This is a genomic window from Mangrovibacter plantisponsor (assembly GCF_003182475.1).
GTDB classification, from domain to species: Bacteria; Pseudomonadota; Gammaproteobacteria; order Enterobacterales; family Enterobacteriaceae; genus Mangrovibacter; species Mangrovibacter plantisponsor.
The window spans coordinates 66,452-89,015 of record NZ_QGTS01000001.1 but is presented as its reverse complement, the minus strand read 5'-3'; the positions used below and the strand labels follow the sequence as shown (position 1 = coordinate 89,015).

Annotated in this window: 23 protein-coding genes and 4 pseudogenes; 8 read left to right on the top strand and 19 right to left on the bottom strand. The window is 48.7% G+C overall.

Translation table 11 applies throughout. The features are described from left to right. Positions 1-60 precede the first annotated feature (60 nt). Together DES37_RS00475 and DES37_RS00470 are read left to right on the top strand one after the other, a co-directional pair. Complete coding sequence (locus DES37_RS00475) at positions 61-1,104, top strand: permease (RefSeq protein ID WP_110024472.1); 1,044 nt, start codon at positions 61-63, stop codon at positions 1,102-1,104. Between the two features lie 13 nt (positions 1,105-1,117). Beyond that, entirely contained in the window at positions 1,118-1,357 is a 240-nt protein-coding gene (locus DES37_RS00470; protein ID WP_110024471.1) for a thioredoxin family protein, read from the top strand. Between the two features lie 45 nt (positions 1,358-1,402). Here the strand turns inward: DES37_RS00470 and DES37_RS00465 are convergent, their stop codons facing one another. Next, the gene (locus DES37_RS00465; protein WP_036103926.1) at positions 1,403-1,696 is read right to left on the bottom strand and encodes a YciI family protein; all 294 of its coding nucleotides are present in this window, start codon (positions 1,694-1,696) and stop codon (positions 1,403-1,405) included. A gap of 180 nt (positions 1,697-1,876) precedes the next feature. Between DES37_RS00465 and DES37_RS00460 the strand changes: the two genes are divergently transcribed. Together DES37_RS00460 and DES37_RS00455 are read left to right on the top strand one after the other, a co-directional pair. After that, a complete protein-coding gene (locus tag DES37_RS00460; RefSeq protein WP_110024470.1) occupies positions 1,877-2,434 on the top strand; it encodes a tetratricopeptide repeat protein in 558 nt (185 codons plus the stop codon). Positions 2,435-2,547: 113 nt separating this feature from the next. Beyond that, complete coding sequence (locus DES37_RS00455; protein ID WP_110024469.1) at positions 2,548-3,003, top strand: GNAT family N-acetyltransferase; 456 nt, start codon at positions 2,548-2,550, stop codon at positions 3,001-3,003. A gap of 5 nt (positions 3,004-3,008) precedes the next feature. Here DES37_RS00455 and DES37_RS00450 read toward each other — a convergent pair whose 3' ends face one another. From DES37_RS00450 to DES37_RS00430, 5 genes are all read right to left on the bottom strand, one after another. Further along, the gene (locus tag DES37_RS00450) at positions 3,009-3,431 is read right to left on the bottom strand and encodes a hypothetical protein (RefSeq protein ID WP_110024468.1); all 423 of its coding nucleotides are present in this window, start codon (positions 3,429-3,431) and stop codon (positions 3,009-3,011) included. A 273-nt stretch (positions 3,432-3,704) separates the two neighbouring features. Further along, positions 3,705-4,424: a FadR/GntR family transcriptional regulator gene (locus tag DES37_RS00445; RefSeq protein WP_036103934.1), complete on the bottom strand. Its 720-nt coding sequence runs from the start codon at positions 4,422-4,424 to the stop codon at positions 3,705-3,707. A gap of 90 nt (positions 4,425-4,514) precedes the next feature. Then, positions 4,515-5,564, bottom strand: a complete 1,050-nt coding sequence (gene idnD / locus DES37_RS00440; protein ID WP_110024467.1) for an L-idonate 5-dehydrogenase — start codon at positions 5,562-5,564, stop codon at positions 4,515-4,517. A 10-nt stretch (positions 5,565-5,574) separates the two neighbouring features. After that, positions 5,575-6,936, bottom strand: a complete 1,362-nt coding sequence (locus DES37_RS00435; protein ID WP_110024466.1) for an MFS transporter — start codon at positions 6,934-6,936, stop codon at positions 5,575-5,577. An 85-nt stretch (positions 6,937-7,021) separates the two neighbouring features. Continuing rightward, the gene (locus DES37_RS00430; RefSeq protein ID WP_110024465.1) at positions 7,022-7,789 is read right to left on the bottom strand and encodes an SDR family oxidoreductase; all 768 of its coding nucleotides are present in this window, start codon (positions 7,787-7,789) and stop codon (positions 7,022-7,024) included. A 333-nt stretch (positions 7,790-8,122) separates the two neighbouring features. Between DES37_RS00430 and DES37_RS00425 the strand changes: the two genes are divergently transcribed. Continuing rightward, positions 8,123-9,376, top strand: a complete 1,254-nt coding sequence (locus DES37_RS00425; RefSeq protein WP_110024464.1) for an enolase C-terminal domain-like protein — start codon at positions 8,123-8,125, stop codon at positions 9,374-9,376. A 123-nt stretch (positions 9,377-9,499) separates the two neighbouring features. Here DES37_RS00425 and DES37_RS00420 read toward each other — a convergent pair whose 3' ends face one another. The 4 genes from DES37_RS00420 to DES37_RS00405 all read right to left on the bottom strand — a co-directional run bounded on the left by DES37_RS00420 (position 9,500) and on the right by DES37_RS00405 (position 14,802). Further along, positions 9,500-10,117, bottom strand: coding sequence for a DapH/DapD/GlmU-related protein (locus DES37_RS00420; RefSeq protein ID WP_110024463.1), 618 nt, complete (start codon positions 10,115-10,117; stop codon positions 9,500-9,502). 140 nt (positions 10,118-10,257) lie between these two features. Further along, positions 10,258-11,748, bottom strand: a complete 1,491-nt coding sequence (locus DES37_RS00415; protein ID WP_110024462.1) for an aldehyde dehydrogenase — start codon at positions 11,746-11,748, stop codon at positions 10,258-10,260. Then, positions 11,741-13,384, bottom strand: a complete 1,644-nt coding sequence (locus DES37_RS00410; protein ID WP_110024461.1) for a GMC family oxidoreductase — start codon at positions 13,382-13,384, stop codon at positions 11,741-11,743. Before DES37_RS00410 ends, DES37_RS00415 begins: the two co-directional genes overlap by 8 nt. An 11-nt stretch (positions 13,385-13,395) precedes the next feature. Further along, positions 13,396-14,802: a purine-cytosine permease family protein gene (locus tag DES37_RS00405; RefSeq protein ID WP_110024460.1), complete on the bottom strand. Its 1,407-nt coding sequence runs from the start codon at positions 14,800-14,802 to the stop codon at positions 13,396-13,398. Between the two features lie 721 nt (positions 14,803-15,523). Between DES37_RS00405 and DES37_RS00400 the strand changes: the two genes are divergently transcribed. Then, the gene (locus DES37_RS00400; RefSeq protein ID WP_036103961.1) at positions 15,524-15,835 is read left to right on the top strand and encodes a hypothetical protein; all 312 of its coding nucleotides are present in this window, start codon (positions 15,524-15,526) and stop codon (positions 15,833-15,835) included. A 211-nt stretch (positions 15,836-16,046) separates the two neighbouring features. Here the strand turns inward: DES37_RS00400 and DES37_RS00395 are convergent, their stop codons facing one another. Further along, positions 16,047-16,289 (bottom strand): DinI family protein, encoded by a 243-nt coding sequence (locus tag DES37_RS00395; protein ID WP_036103963.1) that lies wholly within the window; start codon positions 16,287-16,289, stop codon positions 16,047-16,049. A gap of 77 nt (positions 16,290-16,366) precedes the next feature. Here DES37_RS00395 and DES37_RS00390 point away from each other — a divergent pair, with 77 nt between their 5' ends. Together DES37_RS00390 and DES37_RS00385 are read left to right on the top strand one after the other, a co-directional pair. Further along, on the top strand, positions 16,367-16,786 hold the full coding sequence (locus DES37_RS00390; RefSeq protein ID WP_036103965.1) for a translesion error-prone DNA polymerase V autoproteolytic subunit: 420 nt from the start codon (positions 16,367-16,369) through the stop codon (positions 16,784-16,786). A gap of 3 nt (positions 16,787-16,789) precedes the next feature. Continuing rightward, complete coding sequence (locus tag DES37_RS00385) at positions 16,790-18,055, top strand: Y-family DNA polymerase (protein WP_110024459.1); 1,266 nt, start codon at positions 16,790-16,792, stop codon at positions 18,053-18,055. 62 nt (positions 18,056-18,117) lie between these two features. Here the strand turns inward: DES37_RS00385 and DES37_RS00380 are convergent. The 8 genes and pseudogenes from DES37_RS00380 to DES37_RS00340 form a co-directional block, all read right to left on the bottom strand. Further along, positions 18,118-18,321, bottom strand: a pseudogene (locus tag DES37_RS00380) (integrase arm-type DNA-binding domain-containing protein); the annotation flags it as partial. 390 nt (positions 18,322-18,711) lie between these two features. After that, positions 18,712-19,040, bottom strand: a pseudogene (locus tag DES37_RS00375) (TA system toxin CbtA family protein). A 20-nt stretch (positions 19,041-19,060) separates the two neighbouring features. Beyond that, entirely contained in the window at positions 19,061-19,378 is a 318-nt protein-coding gene (locus tag DES37_RS00370; RefSeq protein WP_110024458.1) for a type IV toxin-antitoxin system YeeU family antitoxin, read from the bottom strand. An 18-nt stretch (positions 19,379-19,396) separates the two neighbouring features. Further along, positions 19,397-19,618 (bottom strand): annotated as a pseudogene (locus DES37_RS00365) (DUF987 domain-containing protein). An 8-nt stretch (positions 19,619-19,626) separates the two neighbouring features. Then, positions 19,627-20,109 (bottom strand): JAB domain-containing protein, encoded by a 483-nt coding sequence (locus DES37_RS00360; RefSeq protein ID WP_110024457.1) that lies wholly within the window; start codon positions 20,107-20,109, stop codon positions 19,627-19,629. A gap of 8 nt (positions 20,110-20,117) precedes the next feature. Then, positions 20,118-20,576: an antirestriction protein gene (locus DES37_RS00355; RefSeq protein ID WP_110024456.1), complete on the bottom strand. Its 459-nt coding sequence runs from the start codon at positions 20,574-20,576 to the stop codon at positions 20,118-20,120. 114 nt (positions 20,577-20,690) lie between these two features. Beyond that, a pseudogene (locus tag DES37_RS25560) lies at positions 20,691-20,863 on the bottom strand (DUF905 family protein); the annotation flags it as partial. Positions 20,864-21,186: 323 nt separating this feature from the next. After that, positions 21,187-22,503 (bottom strand): SLC13 family permease, encoded by a 1,317-nt coding sequence (locus DES37_RS00340; protein WP_342768385.1) that lies wholly within the window; start codon positions 22,501-22,503, stop codon positions 21,187-21,189. Between the last annotated feature and the right edge of the window lie 61 nt (positions 22,504-22,564).

Sequence of the window (22,564 nt, the reverse complement as noted above, 5' to 3'; positions counted from 1 at the left end):
CTGCATCCTTTTCTGCTCTGCTGCGTCTTCTTACCAGGAAGACAGAGTGAGGAGAAAAATATGTGCCATTCCGTGTTGTTCCAGCGTGCGCTGCTGCGCAGGCCTGCCGTTGTGTTGCTGGTGGGCGGTGTGCTGTGGGTGGCGCTGTATAGCCTGCTGTACCCGCTTTCAGTCGCACTGGTCTCGTTTTTGCCTGTTGACCAGAGCAGCCCGGCAGGGCAGGCGCTGCAATTTTTCCTCTATGACACACCCAAAGTGTTGCTGTTACTGACCGGGGTGGTGTTTGTGATGGGAATGGTGAACAGCTATTTCACGCCAGAGAGAACCCGGGCGGTGCTTGCAAGGCCCGGTGTGATTGGCTCACATATGCTTGCCGCCCTGCTGGGGGTGGTGACGCCTTTCTGCTCCTGTTCTGCGGTACCGCTGTTTATTGGGTTTGTGCAGGCGGGGATCCCACTTGGGGTGACATTTTCCTTTCTGATTGCCGCTCCCATGGTTAATGAAGTGGCGCTGGTTTTATTGTTTGGCCTGTTTGGCTGGCAAATTGCACTGCTGTATTTAGTGATGGGCCTGGCGGTTGCCATGGTTAGTGGCTGGGTTATTGGCAAGCTCAATATGACACTTTATCTCGAAGACTGGGTTCGGGAAATGCCACGCGTTGATGCCCACGTGGCCCGTGAAACATTCCTGCTGGTTGAATTGATTAAACAAGGAGCCCGGGCGGTGCGAGAAATCGTTGGGCGAGTCTGGCCTTTTATTTTAGTGGGGATAGCCGCGGGTGCTCTGATTCACGGCTATGTGCCAGAAAATATGATGGTAAGCATCATGGGGAAACAGGCCTGGTGGTCTGTTCCGCTCGCGGTAGCTGCGGGTGTGCCAATGTATGCCAATGCTGCCGGGATACTGCCCGTGGTTCAGGCATTACTCGCCAAAGGTGCGGCATTAGGCACGGTACTGGCTTTTATGATGAGTGTAACGGCCTTGTCACTTCCCGAAATGGTGATTTTACGCAAGGTGCTGAAACTGCGCTTAATTGCCACATTCACGGGCGTAGTTGCCTGCGGAATTGTGTTGGTCGGTTATGTATTTAATGCACTGTTTTAACAGGAGATAACAGATGAAGAACATCAAAGTATTAGGTTCCGGATGTGCTAATTGCCGTAAGACCTGGCAGGTAATTGAAGAGGTTGCCTTTGATGCCGGGGAAACTATCCAACTGGAGAAAGTGGATGCCATCGAGGAAATTGCCCGCTATGGCATTTTACGTACACCGGGTGTGGTGGTGGATGGCAAAGTGGTGCATAGCGGTGGTGTGCCTGAGCGTGAAAAAGTAGCGCAGTGGTTTACCCACCATTAGTACTGCAGGCGCGGCAGGGCAGTTGCCCGCTTCGCCTGCGTGTTATTACAACAGCGTTTTTAGTGCTTCGGCACACATGCTGGGTTCGAAGGCAGTAATTACTGTCTCTGTTAAGTTATTTTGGGAAAAGGGATCGTGTTGCAATCTTTCAAGGAGCAATTCTTTGCTGGCGCACTGCGCCAGAATAACACCGCCCACACGGGGAACCTGGCGGCCCGAGGCCAGAAACACCCCATCGGCATAGCCTTGTTTCAACCATTCAATATGAGCCGGAATAAGGGCATCAACCTCTTCCAGTGGTTTGATATATTTTAATGTCACAACATATATTGTCGGCATCGCTATTTCCCTGTTCTTTAATATAAAGCGTTTATCTTACTGCAAACTTAATAATTGGCACGGAGTATTTGTAGAAAACTGCCTGTTTTATATGGTTTTCATTTGTGGAAAACTTCAATGCATTAGGAAAATCTGATATAAACAATCCCCTTTAATGAACAATACCACTGGGGAAAAATAATGAAATTACGTCTTTTAGCGCTGATTCTGGGTGTGGCTGTCAGCGGCCAGGTACTTGCTGCTACTGCACTGGAAAAATTACAACAACAGGCAGAGCAGGGAGATGCTCAGGCTCAGTGCCAGTTGGGCCTGGCGTATGCAAAGGGTGAGGTGGGCAAGCCGGATATGAAACAGGCCGAAACCTTGCTGCAAAAAGCAGTGGACCAGAAAGCGACCTGTGGCTACCTGATACTGGGCGCATTCTATAGCGACGTACAGCATGATTATAAAAAAAGCCGCCCACTGCTTGAAAAAGCCGCCGCACAGAATTCAGCACCAGCTATGATTCAACTGGGCAATCTTTATGAATATGGCCAGGGTGTGGAAAAAGATTATAAAACTGCAACTCAGTGGTATGCGAAAGCAGCAAAACTGGGGAGTGAGGATGGTGAATACAAACTTGCACTGTCTTACTATTACGGTAAAGGTGTGGCGAAAGACGAGAAAAAGGCAAACCAAATGATGGACGGCTTGTGCAAAAAAGGTGCAGACAGTGCCTGTGAATTCTTGAAAGATTAATCGTATACAGCACTGCTATTCAGGCTGGGAAAATGGCGATATTTCCCCAGCCTGTGCTTTGTGCTTCGCCTCTGGTTTAACGTTATACAGGGAATAGTAAGCAGGGGGTTTTTATGGCAAGAGCTGAAATAACCGGTGCCAAAAAAGCGGATTTACCCGTGCTATGCCAGTTATTTAACTGTGCACGTGAAACCAGCGCGGTGTTTATCAAAAAACACCATACCGACAGTGAGTTTGCCCGGTTAATTGCCGGTGAACAGGTGTTTGTTGCACGCCTTTCTGGGGCGGTTGCCGGGTTTGCTGCTGTGTGGCTGCCGGATACTTTTCTTCATCATTTGTATGTTTCCCCCGCTTGCCAGCATATGGGGGTGGGAACTGCGTTACTGGAACACTGCTTGCGTGAAGTTGGTGAAAAACTTTCACTGAAATGCCTGGTGGCTAATACTGCCGCCTGCCAGTTTTACGAACAGCGGGGGTTTGTACCGCAAGGGAAAGGGGTAAGCCCCGAAGGCCGCTATATTCTGTATGCCAGAACACCGTTTGCGGCCATCAGGGGGCTCAGAGGGTAACCGGGTTATTCACTGACTTTATTTTTCAGCTTTTCCGCGCCGTCTTTGGTGGCATCCCACCCTTTTTCGGCACCATCTTTGGTTGCGTCCCAGCCTTTTTCGGTGGTGGCTTTGGTTTTATCCCAGCCTTTTTCCACACCTTCTTTAGTGGCATCCCACCCTTTCTCTGTGCCTTCTTTGGTTTTATTCCAGGCTTTTTGCGAACCTTCGCTGACTTTGCTGCTCAGCGTGCCACTTTTGCCTTCAGCGGCATGTTCGGATTTAAGCTTCAGTTCATCGCCCTTGTCTTGTGCCTGATGCAGTTTTTCCTTCGCGGTATCAGCACCTTCGTGCGCTACGGCAACGGTTTCGTCAGTTGCGTGTGTTGTTGCGGCAAAAACGGGAGTTGCCAGCAAAAGTGCAGAGAATGCCATTACTGTTTTTTTCATCATTTCCTCACTAAACAGGGTCAGTACATGAGTTGTAGTGAGTATGGCGTAATGAAATCTGTGATGCATTAGGAATAAACCCTAATTTAATCATTGGGTTTACTCAGTAAGAGAGTGGTGTTGTTGATGTGTCTTATAAAGTAAGACTGGCAACAGTTGAGCTGCCAAAGGGCTGACAGGGAAGAACCTTCAGGGTTAAAACGCAAATCAGAGCACACCTGCTGGCTGGTATTTTTCTGCTTTAGCACATTGCCGGCAAACCAGCCCTGGTGATTATTTTTTTGTGGGCGTATCTGCCGATTTAATTTTTTCTATAGCAACAATGTTATCTGCCATTGCTTCATTAAGCACTTCAACAGCCGTACTGGAATCGCGGTTCTTAATGGACATATAGACTTTTATATGTGCTTCCACGCTCTCCAGCGTGATGCCGAGAGCACGGTTAAGCTCTTCAAGATAATAGTAATAAATATCTTTAATGGAGCTCATTACGTTGTAAAACACGCTATTGTGCGATGCCCTGACAATTGCCAGGTGAAATGCGTAATCCGCTTCGGAATATTTTTTATAGTCGCCCTTGTTGATCAACATATTGTTCAGGGCTTCTTCGAGTTGGCGAATGTCATCTTCTGTGGCGTTTGTCACGGCCAGCTCCACACATTTGAATTCCACCGTCTGGCGAAAAATCATCATGTCGTGAAACTCTTCGCGGCTAAGATGCATGATTGGGCGGGAATCATTATTCAGCATCTGAGGTGTAAAACTTTCGCTGACGTAACTGCCACTGCCTTGCCGTGTGACCACAATTCCAAGGTCACGAAAGCGCTGTACCGCACTACGCACGCTCACCCGGCTGACATTAAAAGATGTTGTCAGTTCAGCTTCAGAGGGCAAACGGCTACCAGGCGCCCAGCTTCCGTCAAGCAGTTTGGCGCTGATCTGATCATAAATTTCATTTACAACGTTATGTTTTTGAATGGATTTTATGCTCAAGGTGGGTATCCGGTATGATGTAACAGAAGTGATTTATTGTATAATACTTCACATCCAGGAACCAAGCGCCCTGCCGGGCGCTTTTCATGACTAATCGAAACGAATGAGTACCTTAGCCGATACATTCTTATCTGTAGCGGTTATCAGCGCTTCTTCAATTTGCTGAGGAGGAAACTCCGCGCTGATAAGTGGGCGGGGGTCTACCCGGCCATCTTCAAGCCAGCGAACAGCAGTTTCAAACTCGCTAATAAAGCGGAATGAACCAGCCCAACTAATTTCTTTGACCAGCATTGACGAAACAGGCCAGTTTACCGGGCTCGCACCCATACCAACCTGCACCACGGTGCCGGCAGGGCGAGTAAAATCAACAGTTGAAGCGACAGCAGCCTGCGCCCCTGAAGCTTCAAAAACGACATCAAAATACCCCCTGTTTTGTTGATAATGGGCCACCTGTTGTTCATCAAGTGGGTTCATGGTTGCAGTTGCCCCCATTTGACGGGCCAGATCCAGGCAACGTGGGCTGAGATCAGATGCCACAAGTTCGGAGGCACCAGCACTGCGTGCAGCGGCCAGTATTAAACAGCCAATTGGCCCGGCCCCAATGACTAAAACGCGTTTACCAGTAAGCTGGCCTGCTACTTTCACCGCATGAATAGCTACAGCCAGTGGCTCAGAAAACGCCATTACATTTGCGGGTATAGTGCTGTCATAAGGAATACATTGCTCTGGTTTTACCACCACATATTCGGAAAAACCGCCGTTTACATGGGGATTAAACTGCGCACTTCCCATGAAACGCATACTGCTGCACAGGTTTTGATGACCCGAAAGACACATTTCACATTGGTTACACGGGCAGGATGGGTTTACTGCAACGGTTTGCCCGACTTTCAGTTGGCTGTTGGCTGGCACCTTGCTAATAACACCGACAAATTCATGGCCGATAACCATCGGATGTTTCAGAACCGACATTCCGGCACGCCCGTGCTGGTAGTAGTGAATATCAGAACCACAGATACCACCACTGCTGACTTTCACCAGCACTTCGTTCTCACCATGTTCTATTTCACGCGCTTCAAAACGAACATCTTTTTCTGCATGAGCCAGACAGGCATTACAGGTTATTTTTTCAGTTTTCATGATTACCTCTTTATTTGTTAGCTGTTGCCGGCTTAATTGCATTCTCGCTAAGGTTTTTGGTATTCTTTTTTTCGGGAATAATGACTTCAATTTTTCCGACAAGGAATATGTAGGCTAATAAACCAAGCCCGGCCACACCTGCGATATACCACATGGCATACTGGAAATTTTGAGTGCGTTGGAGAATAACGCCAATAACGATAGGGCTGACTATCCCTGAAAGATTTCCACAAATATTAAGGAAACCGCCCATGGTACCAAGGAAATTACGGGGAATAACATCACTCCAGACAACCCAACCCAGATTTGAAAAAGCATTGGCGAAGAATGCGATTGACAGAATAATGATGGCAATGACTGGCTGGTTTTCAAAGAAATTTACCAGGCCAATAATCATGGTGACACCCAGCCCAGCCATGATTGGTAATTTTCTGGCCAGTGTTCTGGATTTGCCTTTTTTAATCAGCATATCACTTAGTGTGCCACCACAGAGCACGCCAAACATTGCCATAATATAAGGAAGCATTGCACCAATACCGGCTTTTGAAACAGACAGGTGAAGGCCTTTTTCCAGGTAAACAATAAACCATGTCAGGAAAAAATAGAGTGTTGATGAGCAGGCGAATTGAGTAATAAATAAGCCCCAAACAGTCTTCTTGCTAAGGAAGAATTTAATGTCGTGCCAGCTAATCTTTTCACTCACAGTGGCCTGGTTGGTAGAGCCATAACCACCACCGGCCTTGATATAGTCGAGCTCTGCCCGATTGGCGGTTTTACTGTGCTGTGGATCGCGGTAATAAACCAGCCAGAACACACCAAACAGAATACCTGCTGCACCAGATAAATAGAATGACATTTCCCAACCATAGTTAGCCACAATAAACGACAGTGCAGGTGTTAATAATGCCAGACCAATATATTGGGCGCTGGAGTAAATCGCTGTGGCGCGTGCCCGTTCATGATCAGGAAACCAGGTGGCTATTATTTTTGTATTAGACGGAAATGAGGGGGATTCTGCAATACCGATCAGTGCCCGGCAGGACAGTAACATAATAAATGAAGCTGTAGCAGTGGCAAATAAATGATGTGACGAGAATCCCATCATGAATGTGAAAATACTCCACAAAATAATTGCGCTACCATAAAGAATACGTGAGCCGATACGATCAAGAACATAGCCTACCGGGATCTGACTTACAGCGTAGGCCCAGGTAAACATTGAAAATAACAGCCCAAGCTGGGTTGGCGACAAACTGAAATCATTTTGGATATTGGTACCTGCTACAGCAAGGTTGGCACGATCCATATAATTGATTGCAGTTACAATAAACAACAGTGTAAGGATAAAGAGTCGTGATCTTGAGGCCTTCATAATAATACCTGTATTATATCGGCATGCTCAGTATTGAAAACATGCCGTAAATTTTAAAGGCAAGTAGGTAGAGTACGTGGCTGTTTTATAAAACTGCGAGCCAACCACCATCGACGTAAATAATTTGCCCGTTGATATAATCTGATGCTTTTGATGATAAAAAGACGGCAGTACCGATTAACTCTTCCGGGTGGCCCCAACGCTGTGATGGGTTACTGCTTTTGACCCAGCTATCGAATTGTTTATCTTCGATAAGCGCAGTATTCATATCTGTCAGGATATAACCCGGCCCAATAGCGTTGGTTTGAATATTAAATTGTGCCCATTCTGCAGCCATTGAGCAGGTGAGCATTTTTATACCCCCTTTGGCTGCAGTATAAGGTGCCACGGTTGGCCTGGCGGCCTGGCTGGTTAATGAGCCAATATTGATTATTTTCCCTCCGTTGTTACGTGCAATCATGCGTTTTGCTGCGGCACGAGACACCAAAAAGGCACTGGTCAGGTTGGTATCAATCACTTTCTGCCAGTTTTCCAGTTCCAGCTCTACCATGGGTTTGCGATACTGAATACCGGCGTTATTGATCAGGATATCAACATGGATCCCTTGTTCATCAAGGTGAGAAAAAGCAGCTTCAATTGCTTGTTCATCGGTAACGTCGAAAGTAACACCATGGGCTTTGTAGCCTTTAGCTACCAGTTTCTCTACTGACTCAGCCAGCAACGTATCGCGAATATCATTCAGAATAATTTGTGCACCCGCAGCAGCAAGACCTTCGGCATAAGCAAAGCCAAGCCCACGTGCAGATCCTGTTACCAGCGCTGTTTTCCCTGTTAAGTCAAATAAAGCGGACATGTTATTTCCTCACTTGTGAAATTTGTATGACGACTGACTCATTTAAGGTGTGTTTTTGTGTGTATAAAATCAATGTTACGAGAAGGTATTTGCTACATTGATCACATTAAGTTTCATTTTTATTTTTGTGTTTATTTATCATTTCCATGTTTTTATTATATTTTTGTTGATTTTAATAAACAAAATCTGATCAGTGTCACATAACGTCACTCCCAAGAGTACGCATCATGATAAGCGTGATATAACACCACTAACTTGTAGGACAACTTACAACTTGTTGTGTGATCCTTTACGGCATGCCATGCCGTAGGTTCGCTGAATTGAGGAGTTAAAGTGAGTAAACTGAAAATCACCAACGTGAAAACGATCCTGACGGCGCCTGGCGGCATTGATTTGGCTGTAGTTAAAGTTGAAACCAATGAGCCGGGGTTATATGGCCTGGGTTGCGCGACATTTACCCAGCGTATCTTCGCGGTAAAAAGCGCAATTGATGAGTACATGGCCCCCTTTCTGATTGGTAAAGATCCGTCTCGTATTGATGATATCTGGCAATCGGCTGCGGTGAGCGGTTACTGGCGCAATGGTCCCATCATGAATAATGCCCTGTCTGGTGTGGATATGGCTTTATGGGATATTAAAGGCAAGCTGGCAGGTATGCCGGTTTATGACCTGCTGGGGGGCAAATGCCGCGACGGAATTCCGTTGTATTGCCACACAGATGGTGGGGATGAAGTTGAAGTAGAAGATAACATCCGCGCCAGAATGGAAGAAGGCTACCAGTATGTTCGTTGCCAAATGGGAATGTACGGCGGGGCTGGGACCGACGATCTTAAATTGATTGCCACTCATTTAGCTCGTGCTAAAAACATTCAACCCAAGCGTTCACCTCGTAACAAAACTCCGGGGATTTATTTTGATCCGGAAGCTTACGCGAAAAGTGTTCCACGTTTATTTGAGCACTTGCGTAATAAACTGGGCTTTGGAATCGAATTTATACACGATGTACATGAGCGAGTGACCCCAGTAACAGCGATTAACCTGGCAAAAACTCTTGAGCAGTATCAGCTCTTTTATCTTGAAGACCCTGTGGCGCCAGAAAATATCGACTGGCTGAAAATGTTGCGCCAACAATCTTCCACACCAGTGTCTATGGGGGAATTGTTTGTGAACGTCAATGACTGGAAACCGCTCATTGACAACAAACTGATTGATTATATTCGCTGCCATGTCAGCACTATTGGCGGGATTACTCCGGCGAAGAAACTTGCTGTATACAGTGAGCTGAATGGGGTGCGTACCGCATGGCACGGACCGGGAGACATTTCCCCTGTTGGTGTTTGCGCTAACATGCACCTGGATTTAAGTTCACCGAACTTTGGTATTCAGGAATACACGCCAATGAATGACGCGTTACGCGACGTGTTCCCGGGTTGCCCGGAGATAGACAATGGCTATGCCTATTTGAATGACAAGCCAGGCCTGGGGATAGATATTGACGAAGCCAAAGCAGCGCAATACCCATGTGAAGGTGGCATTCCTTCCTGGACCATGGCGCGCACACCAGATGGTACTGCGTCACGTCCCTGAATGATGCAAGCCCGGTTACTGTAACCGGGCTTTTTCTGGTAAGGGTTAAACAGATTTAGCAATAACCTGCCAGCGTTATTCATCAGCATGACATTCTGTGAAGGTATTGGGCTGGCTCTGGTTTTACGCCTGCCACTTTGCACAGAATGCTTCAATATTTTCACTCTGAAAGTCTGCCAGACGTTCAATAATGGTATCCAGCGGCCAGTTCCACCAGGCTATTTGCTGTAACTGCTGTGCCGTTTTCGGGGCAAAGCGTGGGCGAATTACTCTGGCAGGAACACCACCCACGACGGTGTAAGCCGCTACATCTTTGCTGACCACCGCTCCGGCGGCAATAACCGCACCATCACCAATAGTGACACCCGGCAGCACAATGGCGCCATGACCAATCCAGACATCGTTACCAATAGTGACTGTAGCGGCACGGCGACGGGCAAAGAATGCATGGTCTCGTGCTGCATGCTGGGAATAGTACTCCGGGCAGTAGGTGATACGGTGCTGAGCTGGCCTGGACATTGGGTGATTGGGCGCGCCAATCCGTACCTGGTTGGCAATAGCCGTGAATTTCCCGATAGTGGCATCGGCAACGGTACAGTACTCACCAATATATGAAAAATCCCCCAATGTGCTGTATTCCATGGCGGTTGCAGCCAGAATTTCGCATTGCCGGCCGGTCTGGCATTCACGCATGCGTACACTGGGGTCAATAAAAGTTGCTGCGAGTTTAACGGGGTTCATGGCGGGGCTCTTGCCTGCGAAAATTGTCTGTGAAAATACCAGCGTAACCGGTATCTGTGTCTGTGAAATGACAGGGGGTTAATCGCAGGGCACTGAGCGCGCTTCCGGGTTTTTGGCCCGGGAAGCGCACGGTTGTGTCGTTAGCGCAATGCCAGCCAGGTGGTTTTCAGCCTGGTGAACTTATCAAAAGCATGTAAAGAGAGATCACGGCCAAACCCTGACTGCCGGTTGCCACCAAAAGGTACAGTGACATCAAGCGCATCAACGGTATTAACGGATACGGTGCCCGCATTAAGCTTGCGGGAAACCCGGTGAGCCTGATTCAGGTCGTCAGTCCAGACCGATGCGGCAAGGGCATAAATATGATTGTTGGCAGACTGAATTGCCTCTGGCTCTTCGTCAAACACTTTTACTGCCAGCACCGGCCCGAATACTTCCTCGCGCCATAAAGCGGCATTTTCATCGCTGATCTTAATTACTGTGGGCGAGATGTAATTTCCTGATACTTCGATTTCACAAGCAGTGCCACCAGTGAGCAGTTCGCCGCCTTGCTCCAGAGCTGTAGCAATAAAACCCAGCACTTTCTCTTTATGGGCAGATGAAACCATGGCACCCATTCTGGCTTGTGAGTCCAGTGGGTGCATGGGTTGCCAGGCGTGCAGTTTGCTGAGCAGGGCTTCAATAAAGGCCGGGTAGACTGAGCGTTCAACCAGCAACCGGGAGTTGGCAGAGCACACTTCCCCCTGATTAAAACAGATACCAAACGCGGCTTTTTCTGCCGCTTCATCCAAATTACGGCAATTGGCAAAAATAATATTGGCACTTTTACCACCACATTCGAGCCATACCTGTTTCAGGTTAGACTCACCTGAGTATGCCATGAATGCTTTGCCAACCGAGGTCGAACCGGTGAAGGTGACCACATCGATATCATGATGTTTGCCAAGTGCGGCCCCGGCTTCAATGCCTGTGCCTGTGACAACATTCAGAACGCCCGGAGGCAACCCGGCTTCCAGTGCCAGTTCAGCCAGCCTGATGGCGGTGAACGGGGAGTTTTCTGAAGGTTTCAGAATAACGCTGTTACCTGCTGCCAGCGCCGGGCCAACTTTCCATGCGGCAATATCCAGCGGGAAGTTCCACGGCACAATGGCGGCAACCACTCCAATGGGTTCGCGGGTGATAGTGGCGAGCGAGCCGGGCGGTGTGGGGGCAACTTCACCGTAAATTTTATCGATGCTTTCGGCATACCAGGCAATCACATGAGCCGCACCGGGGATATCTCCGTTCAGTGCATCCATTACCGGTTTCCCCATACTGGCGCTTTCCAGCAGCGCCAGCTCTTCTTTATGCTCAAGAATCAGTTGTGATAGCCGCAGCAATGCTGCCTTACGCACCTGCAATGGTTGCTCAGACCAAATGCCTGAATCAAATGTACGCCGGGCCGAATGCACCGCTTCATCAATATCTGCTTCCTGGCATGCAGTTACCTCTGCCAGGACTGAACAGGTAGCAGGGTTGATGACCGGCAACTTTCCGCCATCTTTGGCAAAGTAACGCTCACCGTTAATCACTGACCAGGAACAAAACTGTTGATTGTTCAGGCGGTTTTCCCAGCTTTGTCTGTCATGCATACGCTTGCTCCTCGTGGGCGACATCTTGCGGTGCTGTGGTTGCGTTAAGGATCATATGTGCGGCGCGCTCGCCAATCATGATTGAAGGCGCATTGGTATTGCCGCTGATAAGGTCCGGCATAATAGATGCGTCGGCAACCCGCAAATTAGCAATGCCATACACCCTGAGTGTTTCAGGGGAAACGACACTCATGGCATCATTTCCCATTTTGCAGGTGCCAACCGGGTGGAATACGGTGGCACAGTTTTCTTTCACGTACTGCAGCAGTTGCTCATCCGTCTGTATCTGTTTACCGGGCAGCATCTCCTTGCCGCAAAATGCGGAAAACTCAGGCTGGGCAAGGATATTTCTGGCGGCTTTTATCCCTTCGACCAGCACGCTGGCATCGGATGGATCTGCAAGGAAGTTAAAATCAATTTCAGGCTGTTTTTCCGGCGTAAGGCGCAGCGCACCGACAGATTTCGGGCGCAGAACACAGGTATGAATGGCATAACCATGCCCCCATTCAAACAGGCGACCTCGGTGGCTGCGGTAACCCGGCACAAAGTGGAACTGGATATCCGGGTGATGGTTGGTGAAGCGGGTAGAGGCAAACCCACCGGCTTCGACGTAGTTGGTGGTCAGCCAGCCTTTGCGCCGGAACAGATAGCGGAATGGCGAGGTGAGAATAGGTTTCCATGCCGCCAGTGAGAAGCCGAGCGTTAACGGATTGCGGGTTCGTACTGTAACCAGGCCATCCAGGTGATCCTGCAAATTTTGCCCAACCCCCGGGAGGTCGTGGGCAACGGCAACACCGGCAGGCTCCAGTGACGCACGCGGGCCAATACCCGATTTCATGAGAATATGTGGGGAACCAATAGAACCGGCACACAGCACCACTTCACGGCGGCACATCAGCTCAGTTGGCGCATCACTTCCTGGCAAAATGACTTTGACACCAGCAACAGCTTTTCCTTTGAGAATCAATGTATCTACTGTGCAGCCCGTTATGACTGTCAGGTTGGGGCGGCTCAGGCAGGGGTGCAGAAATGCGCGGTAGCTTGATAACCGTTTGCCATCTTTCTGGGTCACATTATAGATACCAACACCGGGCTGTGATGCGCCGTTAAAATCACTATTTTCCGGCAAGCCCGCCCGCACACCTGCAGAGACAAACAGAGCAGACACCGGGTTGGTGTCCCGCGGTTTATCAACCAGTAATTCGCCATTAAACCCGTGGTATTCGGGAGACTGATTGAGCAGATTTTTCTCTGAGCGCTTAAACCAGGGCAGAACATCCTGCCAGCCCCAGCCTGGGCAACCTTTCTGTTCCCAGCGGTCATAATCTGAGGGTAACCCTCTGATATAAATCATGCTGTTCATGGATGATGAACCACCCAGCGCTTTCCCGCGCGGAACATGAATTTGCCGGCCACCCAGCCTCTTTTGTGGTGTGGAGTAGTAATTCCAGCTGTATTTCTGGCTCTTATACAGCGTGATGGTTCCGGCCGGTGTCTGGATGCGTGGCGTGGCATCGTTGCTGCCCGCTTCAACCAGGCAAACACTCAACTCGCTGTGCTCTGAAAGCCGTGCGGCAAGTACTGAACCTGCAGAGCCACCGCCAATAATGATGTAATCAAATTCGCTTTTAGTCATTGCTGGCTCTCTCAGGATTTAACGGATGATACTTGTACGGCAGGCTGAGTGCGGCACAGCAGGTAATAAACCGGTGACACTACCGCCAGGCCGATTATCCAGGAAATATCTGCGCCACCTAACATTGTGGCTGCCGGGCCGGTATAAATGGCCGTAGACATAAATGGGACTTCAACAATAATGCCCAGCAGGTAGCAGAAAATAGCTTTTGAATTGAAGTAGCCATAAATGCCGCCATCCCGGCGGAAAAACGAGGCAACATCATAATTACCGTGTGCGACCAGGTAGTAATCCACCAGGTTAATGGCAGTCCATGGCACCAGTACATAGAGCAGCATCAGAATAAAGTTGGTGTAATTGACCAGGAAGTTTTCCTGCCCATAGATAGCAATTAAAACTTCAATGAGCACAGTCACAATGGATACGGCAATGCGTGCACCAGAAAGGGGGGACCATTTAGGGAAAAAAGTCTGGCCCAGTGTGAGTGTACACAGCACACCGCAGTACAGGTTCATGGCATTAGTTGCGGCAATACCAACAGCAAACACGATGATAACGGTTGACGACAGCCCGCCTGTCATATTGACAATGCCGTTGATTAAATCGCCATCGCCAATACAGACAGAAACCAGAATACCGAGGATCATGGGGAACAGGGAGCCCAGCACACACCCCAGGTAGCTGCACCAGAAGACACTTTTTTCACTGATATCTTTCGGCATATAGCGCGAGTAATCAGAGACATATGGGGCATAAGCCAGCTGCCATAATGCGGCAATAGAAACGGCACCCAGGAAACCACTCAAATTGAAATCACCGCGTGCCAGAAAATTGGCCGGTAACCCGGTGACAAAAATTATCCACACAAAGGCGGCGACCAGGATAAAACCTGAAACCCACGACATCACTTTGGTATAGGCGTGGATCAGGTTGTAGCCAAATGCGCAGGCAACCAGGCTCAGCAGTGCGGAAACGATAATCCCCATATTGATGGACACGGGCGCATAGATGGCATGCAGAGACTGGCCGCCCAGCACTAAATTAGAGGCCAGAAAGCCGATATACATGATGACAACCAGTGCCACGACCAGCACAGAACCATATGAGCCGAACTGACCACGGGTTTGCACCATTTGCGGCACGCCTAACTGCGGCCCCTGTGCAGAGTGGAGTGCCATAAACAAACCACCGGCAAGGTTGCCAATCAATACTGCAACGGTTGCCCACAAAAACGATAAATGGAAGATACTGACAGCCAGTGCCCCGGTGATTACCGTGAGCAGCATGATGTTAGAACCAAACCAGATGGTAAACAGATTCTGTGGTTTACCGTGGCGCTCATTGAGTGGAATAGGCTGAATAGTGCTTAACTCAATGGTTGTGGTACTGGCACTGTCTACAGGTTTATTTGTCATCATTGTTATCTCATAAATGAATCAGCAGGTTTTCGCCCGGCCAGAGTTTTTCACCCTGAATTAGGGAAAACGTTACAATAACGTTGACCTGATGTTGCAACAGGTAACGCATGATATAAATGATGAAAAATGTGGGTAGTGCCTATAAAAAAATGAGGCAACATGAATATGTGGTTAATTGCACTATTATGGATCGGTAAATAGTATTTTTTATAAATAATGCGTTTTTATATTTTATTGTTTTTTAATGGTTTTTGTTGTTTTATCTGGTTTTTAAGGTATTAATCTGCATCAGATGAGTGCAAGTTAGTTAGAGAAAATTATGTATTCGAAAGGCGTGTTTCAGGTGAGAGCGATGAACGCTGTACATTTTTCTATTACGGGCATGTGTGGGTTTACTGGCTAGCTATTATATTTCCAGGTAATAGTTTTAATATACTTTCACTACGTTATTAATCGCCTTTATTTTCCCATGTTTGGCTCTTTTTTACCTGTATTTCTGGTAGAAATAACGCTGTTTTCAGATGTTGTTAATATACCCGCAGTTTTACCGCCACTCACGCTGTTGTTGGTGTGGTATTTCAGCCCTGTCCTGCTCTACCCTTGGGCTAACTTATCTGGCGGAAGGCCTGCGTACTTACTTGAATTTATTTGCGATAGCATCAGTTACCGCTATGGGGATTACTGTACACTGAGGGCCATACTTGCCAACGGACGCTATCCTATGAAAGATACAAAAATGATTTCTATCGACCAGTTCAATGCCGATGAACGCCTGGTGGTTGAGGAAACGCTGCAAGGGTTGATACAGAAATACCGTGAACGCACCGGCAAAGAGCCGGATGGCAAAAAAGAGAAAGAACTGACTGCCGAGGCCCGGCAACAAGTGATGTCTGTAAAGCTTGAAAAAGAGAAAGCACAGGCTGAAAAAACGAAGAAAAAACCGGTGCGCCGCAAGAAACCTGAATCACTGAAGGAGAGTGAAGTCAGTGATTTTAACTGGACTGCTTCCGTGGCGAAGGGAAGGCGCCGGTAGTATTGCCCCCGGCGAGTAACCCCTGCTGCAATCTGTACTGCACAGCCTGCCTGTATGTGGAAATGCTCAGTGCAGGCCAGCAGATGATTACCGCTATGCAAGAGCAGGAAGACTCACCCGAGCGCGGGGGGGGCTGCTTGCCGTGTAAGCCAGTACCGCAGCCCTGTAATGGCAGAGGTGGGCTGCGGCTGTGGCATGTTACTCAGGCTTGCTATTCGCCCGTAAGCCACATATCTGCTTCTTCAAACATTTCCTGTACCACCCGGCTTATTTGTTCTTTCTCGTGCTTGCTGGCGTCTGTGTTGATTGCTGGCAGTGTCATCATTGGTTTAACCCGAACTTCTGCATCCGGAAAGATACGCTGCATTCTTTTGCTTAACTCGCCCAGGATGATATCCCTGGCGCCCGGCAAACCATCAAAATTCCTTTTGTCATAAACGAGTTCCACAAACATGTTTTAAGTCCTCTTTACTGTGTGTTTTCACAGTATATACTGTATGCATAACCAGTATCAACGTAAGTGAGTTTATTATGCGGTTTTATTCACCAAATGAACTGCGCCAGGCGGTTTCAGTCCCTTTATTTAGCGATATGGTTCAATGTGGCTTTCCGTCTCCAGCGGCAGACTATATAGAACAACGTATTGATCTGAATGAGTTACTGGTGGTGCACCCGAGCGCCACGTATTTTGTGAAAGCCAGTGGCGACTCAATGGTTGAAGGGGGAATTAGCGACGGTGACTTGCTTGTGGTAGACAGTTCACGCACAGCCGCGCACGGTGACATCGTTATAGCCGCAGTGGAAGGTGAATTTACTGTTAAACGGCTACAGCTTCGGCCCACTGTGCAGCTTAACCCAATGAATAGCGCCTATTCACCCATTGTTCCAGGCAGTGAAGAGATCCTCGATATCTTTGGTGTGGTGACCTTTATTGTGAAAGTGGCGAGCTAAGCTATGTTTGCGCTCTGCGATGTTAACTCCTTCTATGCATCTTGCGAGACGGTATTCAGGCCAGACCTGAAAGGGAAGCCAGTGGTTGTGCTTTCAAATAACGATGGCTGTGTTATTTCCCGCAGTGCGGAAGCGAAGGCGTTCGTTGTGATGGGGGAGCCCTATTTCAGGCAAAAGGAGGCTTTTCGGCGGCACGGTGTTACGGCGTTCAGCAGCAATTATGAGCTGTACGCTGATATGTCTGACCGGGTGATGACAACACTGGAAGAAATGAGCCCCTGCGTGGAAATCTATAGTATTGATGAAGCATTTTGCGACCTGAGCGGGGTCCGTAACTGCAAGGATCTCACTGAATTTGGCAAAGAAATTCGTTCTACCGTGCTGAAGCGCACTCACCTTACTGTTGGGGTGGGCATTGCGCAGACGAAGACTCTCGCCAAGCTGGCGAACCACGCAGCAAAAAAGTGGCAGCGGCAAACGGGGGGCGTTGTTGATTTGTCGAATGTTGACCGCCAGCGGCGGTTGCTGGCCGTGGTCCCAGTGGAAGATGTATGGGGTGTTGGCAGGCGTATCAGTCGAAAGCTGAACGCTATGGGCATCAAAACCGCCCTGGATTTGTCAGAACAAAGCACCTGGGTTATTCGCAAACACTTCAACGTAGTTCTGGAGCGCACAGTGCGCGAACTGCGCGGTGAGCCCTGCTTTGAACTGGATGAGTTTGCCCCAGAAAAGCAGGAGATAGTTTGTTCTCGTTCTTTCGGTGATCGCGTTACGGAGTACGAGCAGATGCGGCAGGCCATATGCTATTACGCTGCGCGCGCAGCGGAGAAATTGCGTGGGGAACACCAGCACTGCCGCTTTATTTCAGCATTCGTTAAGACATCGCCGTTTTCCCTGAATGAGCCATATTACGGCAATAGTGCTTCAGTGAAGCTGCTGACACCAACACAGGACAGCAGGGATATTATTAATGCCGCGTCAAAATGCCTGAGCCGTATCTGGAAAGAAGGGCACAGGTACCAAAAAGCTGGAGTAATGCTGGGTGATTTTTTTAGCCAGGGCGTTGCTCAACTCGACCTGTTCGACGAAAACGCGCCCCGCAAAAACAGCGGGCTGTTAATGGACATACTTGATCAGTTGAATGCAAAAAGCGGGAAGGGCACACTTTATTTTGCCGGGCAGGGTATTAAGCCGCAATGGCAGATGAAGCGCGAGATGCTTTCACCACGGTACACCACGAGGTATTGTGATTTGTTGTTGGTGAGGTGAAAGGCCTGAGTAGGGGGCTGGTGGTTGAAAGTATGGAAAGCTTAAAAAGTGTGTGGAAGTAAAAGAGGTATGCTTACAAAGGCACCGAGCCCCATCATAGTTCGCTGCTTTGTTGCCGGACGTTGATAACGGAAACGCCAGAGCTTTTTCCCGCTTGTTTTTACTATCAGGAAAAGTCCATCGCCATCATGCAGCGTTAAATCCTTCTCTAACGCTTTAGCGCGCAGAACTTCGGTGTTGGTCAGGGGGCGTGTTGTCCGTGCCACTGTGGCTGCTCCTTCATGAATTGGTATACGCTTTTAGGTATACATCCTACCGTATACCTAAAAGCGTATACCAATAATCGCCGGATTTAGCCGGATGTTCTCGGACAATGATAGACACAAAAAAGCCCGCAGGGCTTGTGCCATGCGGGCTTTCAGGATTTCCCCGGACGTATCCGGAAGAACAAGTGGTGGGCTGGCGGAGTCTGAATTGGATGTGTAACTTATTGTTTGATAAGTTTTAATCTTCAATTCAATTTGCAACTTGGTCCCATTGTTGGTCCTAAAAGAAAATGTAAGGTTTTTTGCAGGGGAGGGGAGGTTACAGCAGGAGCCTCTTTGTCTGTGAGACTAGCATTTTGCTTTCCTTTAGTCTGCTCTGTATTTAAGCGTTTATTTCACGTCATTTTTTAGCAAGCCGGTAGAACGCCTTGCTTGCAAAATATCTACTGCGGAAATATACGGGGTCTGCTCTTACCACGAAAATCCATTCCGATAAAACGCACTAGTTCGTACTTATCCACCAGAAAGTTGACTGCATCAGTCAAGGTGATACCAGCATAAATATGTTCCTTAATAACAGTTTCATCACTGAATGGCGTATCGTTCAGGGTCAGACCATAGTGTTTTTCTAGTAGCTGTGTAAGAAGCATTTGCCAGACTGCAACGGGCGACAGACAGGGCTTCGCCGCCCGCGAAGTTGTAACAGGTAGAGTTTTCATGTTTGCTCTCGTGAAATTCGTTAGCGTTTAGTTGGATAAATGGCGATATATACGTAGCCGCAACTACCAAGGGTATCGGCTTCGCAGGTGAAACCATTGTGGTACAGGGTGACACAGTGGGCATGGCGAGGATTCATTTCACCAGTGGTCAGCATTGATTCCATCTGACTGATAAAATGCGAGAATGCGACATCCAACTTCAGACACTCGGCATCACTAAACTTATCGGTGATATTTGCCCGCTCAGCCAGATAGTGCAGCCGGTTCCCCTCCTGCACCAGACGGGCTCCCAGGCGTGGCGTAATGTCCCGCTGCAGGCCCCATGTGATGTTACTCATTTATAGCCTCCTTTATTGTCAGTTCAGGGTAATACTCATTAGGCAGGCATACGGCCCGTTGCGGTCCTGGCGACGTTCGGCGTATACCGCCAGCACGCCGGGAATGTCAGGAACTACCTGACCGGTGTAATGACAGACACTGCCGCGCCACTGGTATCTGCCGGTTCAGTAGCGAAAAATACGGGAGGCCGGATGCTGACGGTAAATCGTCATCGCCCGGCGTTTACTGATAATTTTCATGTAATACCTCAAAGCAGACCGTGTTCAGCGAACGACAATACCTGCGTGCCACCGACGATAAGGTGATCAGGCACACGGATATCAACGAGCTGGAGCGCCTGCACCAGACGCTGCGTGACAGCTTTATCGGCCTGACTGGGTGTGGTGTCACCGGAAGGGTGGTTGTGCGCAAATAACACTGCTGCCGCATTAAAGTACAGAGCCCGCTTGACCACTTCACGGGGATGTACCTCGGTGCTGCTAATGGAACCGGCAAACAGGGTTTCGTGGGCAATCAACTGGTTCTGCTGATTGAGATAAAGCACCATAAACTCCTCTCGCTCAAGCCCGGCCATTTTCAACCGCAGCCAGTCGCGGGCGGCCTGTGTGGAGGTAAACGCCACGCCAGTTTCGCGCAGGTGGCGGTCAAGCAGGGCCAGGGCATGTTGCACAGTGCGTTGTGCGCTTAGTGGGAGTACCGGAGCCAGTGGGGAGATTGACTGTTCCATCATGAGTATCCTCAATCAATAATGCGCAGAATGGTGCTGGATTCAGGGTGCTGCAGGGCATAATCCCGCAGTCGGTAATAGTGCTCAGTCATGGCATCGCATTCGGTGCGACAGGCGTGATGGCTGTATTCAATCAGGCAGGCAGCGATACCGGCGGCTTCCGCGCTCATTTCCGCATCATTGCCGTTCATGCTGTTGAGCAGATGCCATTTATCATCACTGTCAGCATCGGGAGCCATAAACGCGCCGCCATTGCTGAGCGTGTAAAAGGACCAGATACCGCCGTTGTACTCATCACAGAAGCGGTCCATCCAGGCGAAAATGCGTGGTTCCAGCGTTATCCACTGCGGGATAGTGCCAAAGTACAGCGGCCAGAAATCGAGACGCTGTTCGTCAGGTACTGGTGTTGCAGTAAGGTCAAATTGAGGTTCATTAGCGGGCACCAATTCGCATTGCTTTTGTGTCGTCATGGATTTTCTCCGTCAATAAAAAACGCCAGCGGCGATGCCTGGCGTATGAGGTAATAAAGCGCATTTGGGAAGGTGAAATGTTGCTGTTAAATGATTCGGAGTCAGCGGAGGGAAGGTGTCGGTGTGGATGCCTGTCCTGCGGTTATAGCGGCTAAGACCTTCACCGGCATCCGGTTAAAAGTTCCATGCCCATCAACTATCCGACCTTCGGCATCACGAATTATCAGGCGGACGTGACTGCCCTGGTCGTTTTCAATGTTAATGCCGGTGATACCGGCAGATACCAGTGGCCCTGCTACGCAATCAGCCGATGCCCACTGCGGCAGACCAGAAAGCGTTTGTTAAAATGACTACCAACCTTCAGAGTTGCTCATTACTACTTCCCAGAAAAATAATAAAAAAGCGGCAGAATCGTGAGATTCTGCCGTTAATCGGGTATGTTCATAGAAATGATATATATCTGAATGCTTTTATATTGCTGATAGGCACATTCTGTGCCAAAGCGGACATTTGTATGCAGAAGGGCTAGCGCCTGGTAACGCACTTCTATTTCGAAGATTATTCTGCCCTTACCTTATTCACTGCCTCAAGTGAGGTTTTTGTCTTACTCTCACACAGGGATAGTTCCGATTACCAGTGCTGCGATGAGCGCGCAAACGCTCATGATCCAGACTTTCGTCATAGAGTGTCTGATATGTTCATCAACGCGTAAATTGAGCAGACTCAGTCCGAGATGCGTGGCCGGTATAACCGGACTCAGCAGCAAGCCAATCTGTTCAGTAATGAGCATGGCAATCGTAACGTGCAGAGGCGACACGGCGAAGCTCTGGCCAAGGCCGACCGCGAGAGGTAACAGAGCAAAATAGAAAGCATCGGAACCTATCAGAATAACGATTGGCACGCTGAAGGCCGCGAGAATAAGATACAGATAGGGACCCAGGCTGGTGGGGAAGATTTCGGCGATCTCACTCACTAATACTTTAATAATGCCGGTATTTTGCAGAATGCCAACAAACACACCGATGGTTAAAAATATAACGATCACGGGAAATATTGTCAGGGCATATTCTTTTATTTTTTGTTGGGCTTTCTTTGCGTCAGGATAATTGATAATAACCGCTAGCGAAAAAGCAATCATAAACAGATAATTGCCAGCAACCAGGCCTGATACCAGTATAACAATGGTGGCAATAACTAATGCGAAGTTCAGTTTCAGCAACCAGGGATTATGAGCTGTTTTGCAGGTGAGCATATCGGCGCGCATATGATGAAAATCATCCGGTGAAATACCTGAGCCGCTTCTGTTTTCGATCTTCGCCATAAACCAACACAGCATCACGCCCAGCACAAACAGAATTGCCTGGAGCGGGATTAGGCGGTAATAGACATCCAGAATATCCAGATGCGTCACCGCGATTGCTCTGTTAAGCGATCCGCCCCAGGGGGTGATCCCGGTGACGCCTACACCCACAGTGATCAAGAGTAACAACGTCTTTTTGCTGATGTTCATCTTCTCATAGATTGGCAGCAGGGCGGGTACTGTCACCAGCAGAGTCGCATACGCGTTACCATCCAGACTGCAAATGGATGCAATTACGAGGGTCGCGATTAACACCGAAAATGTGGAGGGCATAATGAAGCGCAGGATAAAGCGAACAATTACGTCGAATACCCCGGCCTCTTTCATCAGGGTAAAAAACATGGCGCTGAAGGCAACGAGCGTTGCTGTGCCCACCACAGATTTCAAACCTTGGGCAACATAGTCGCCTAACTCTTTGAAACCGAAGCCACACACTAATGCCGCAGCAGTTGGCAGGACAATAAATAAGATACTGGGAGGGAATATGTTTTTCAGGAGACACCAGGTTAATATGACAAACATAACTATCCCGGTGATAAGCATAAGAGACATAGATGGCCTTATTATAATTTGGGTGACACAGGCAGGGTAAACCCTGCGTAATATATTACGCAGAGGCTTTCAGTTG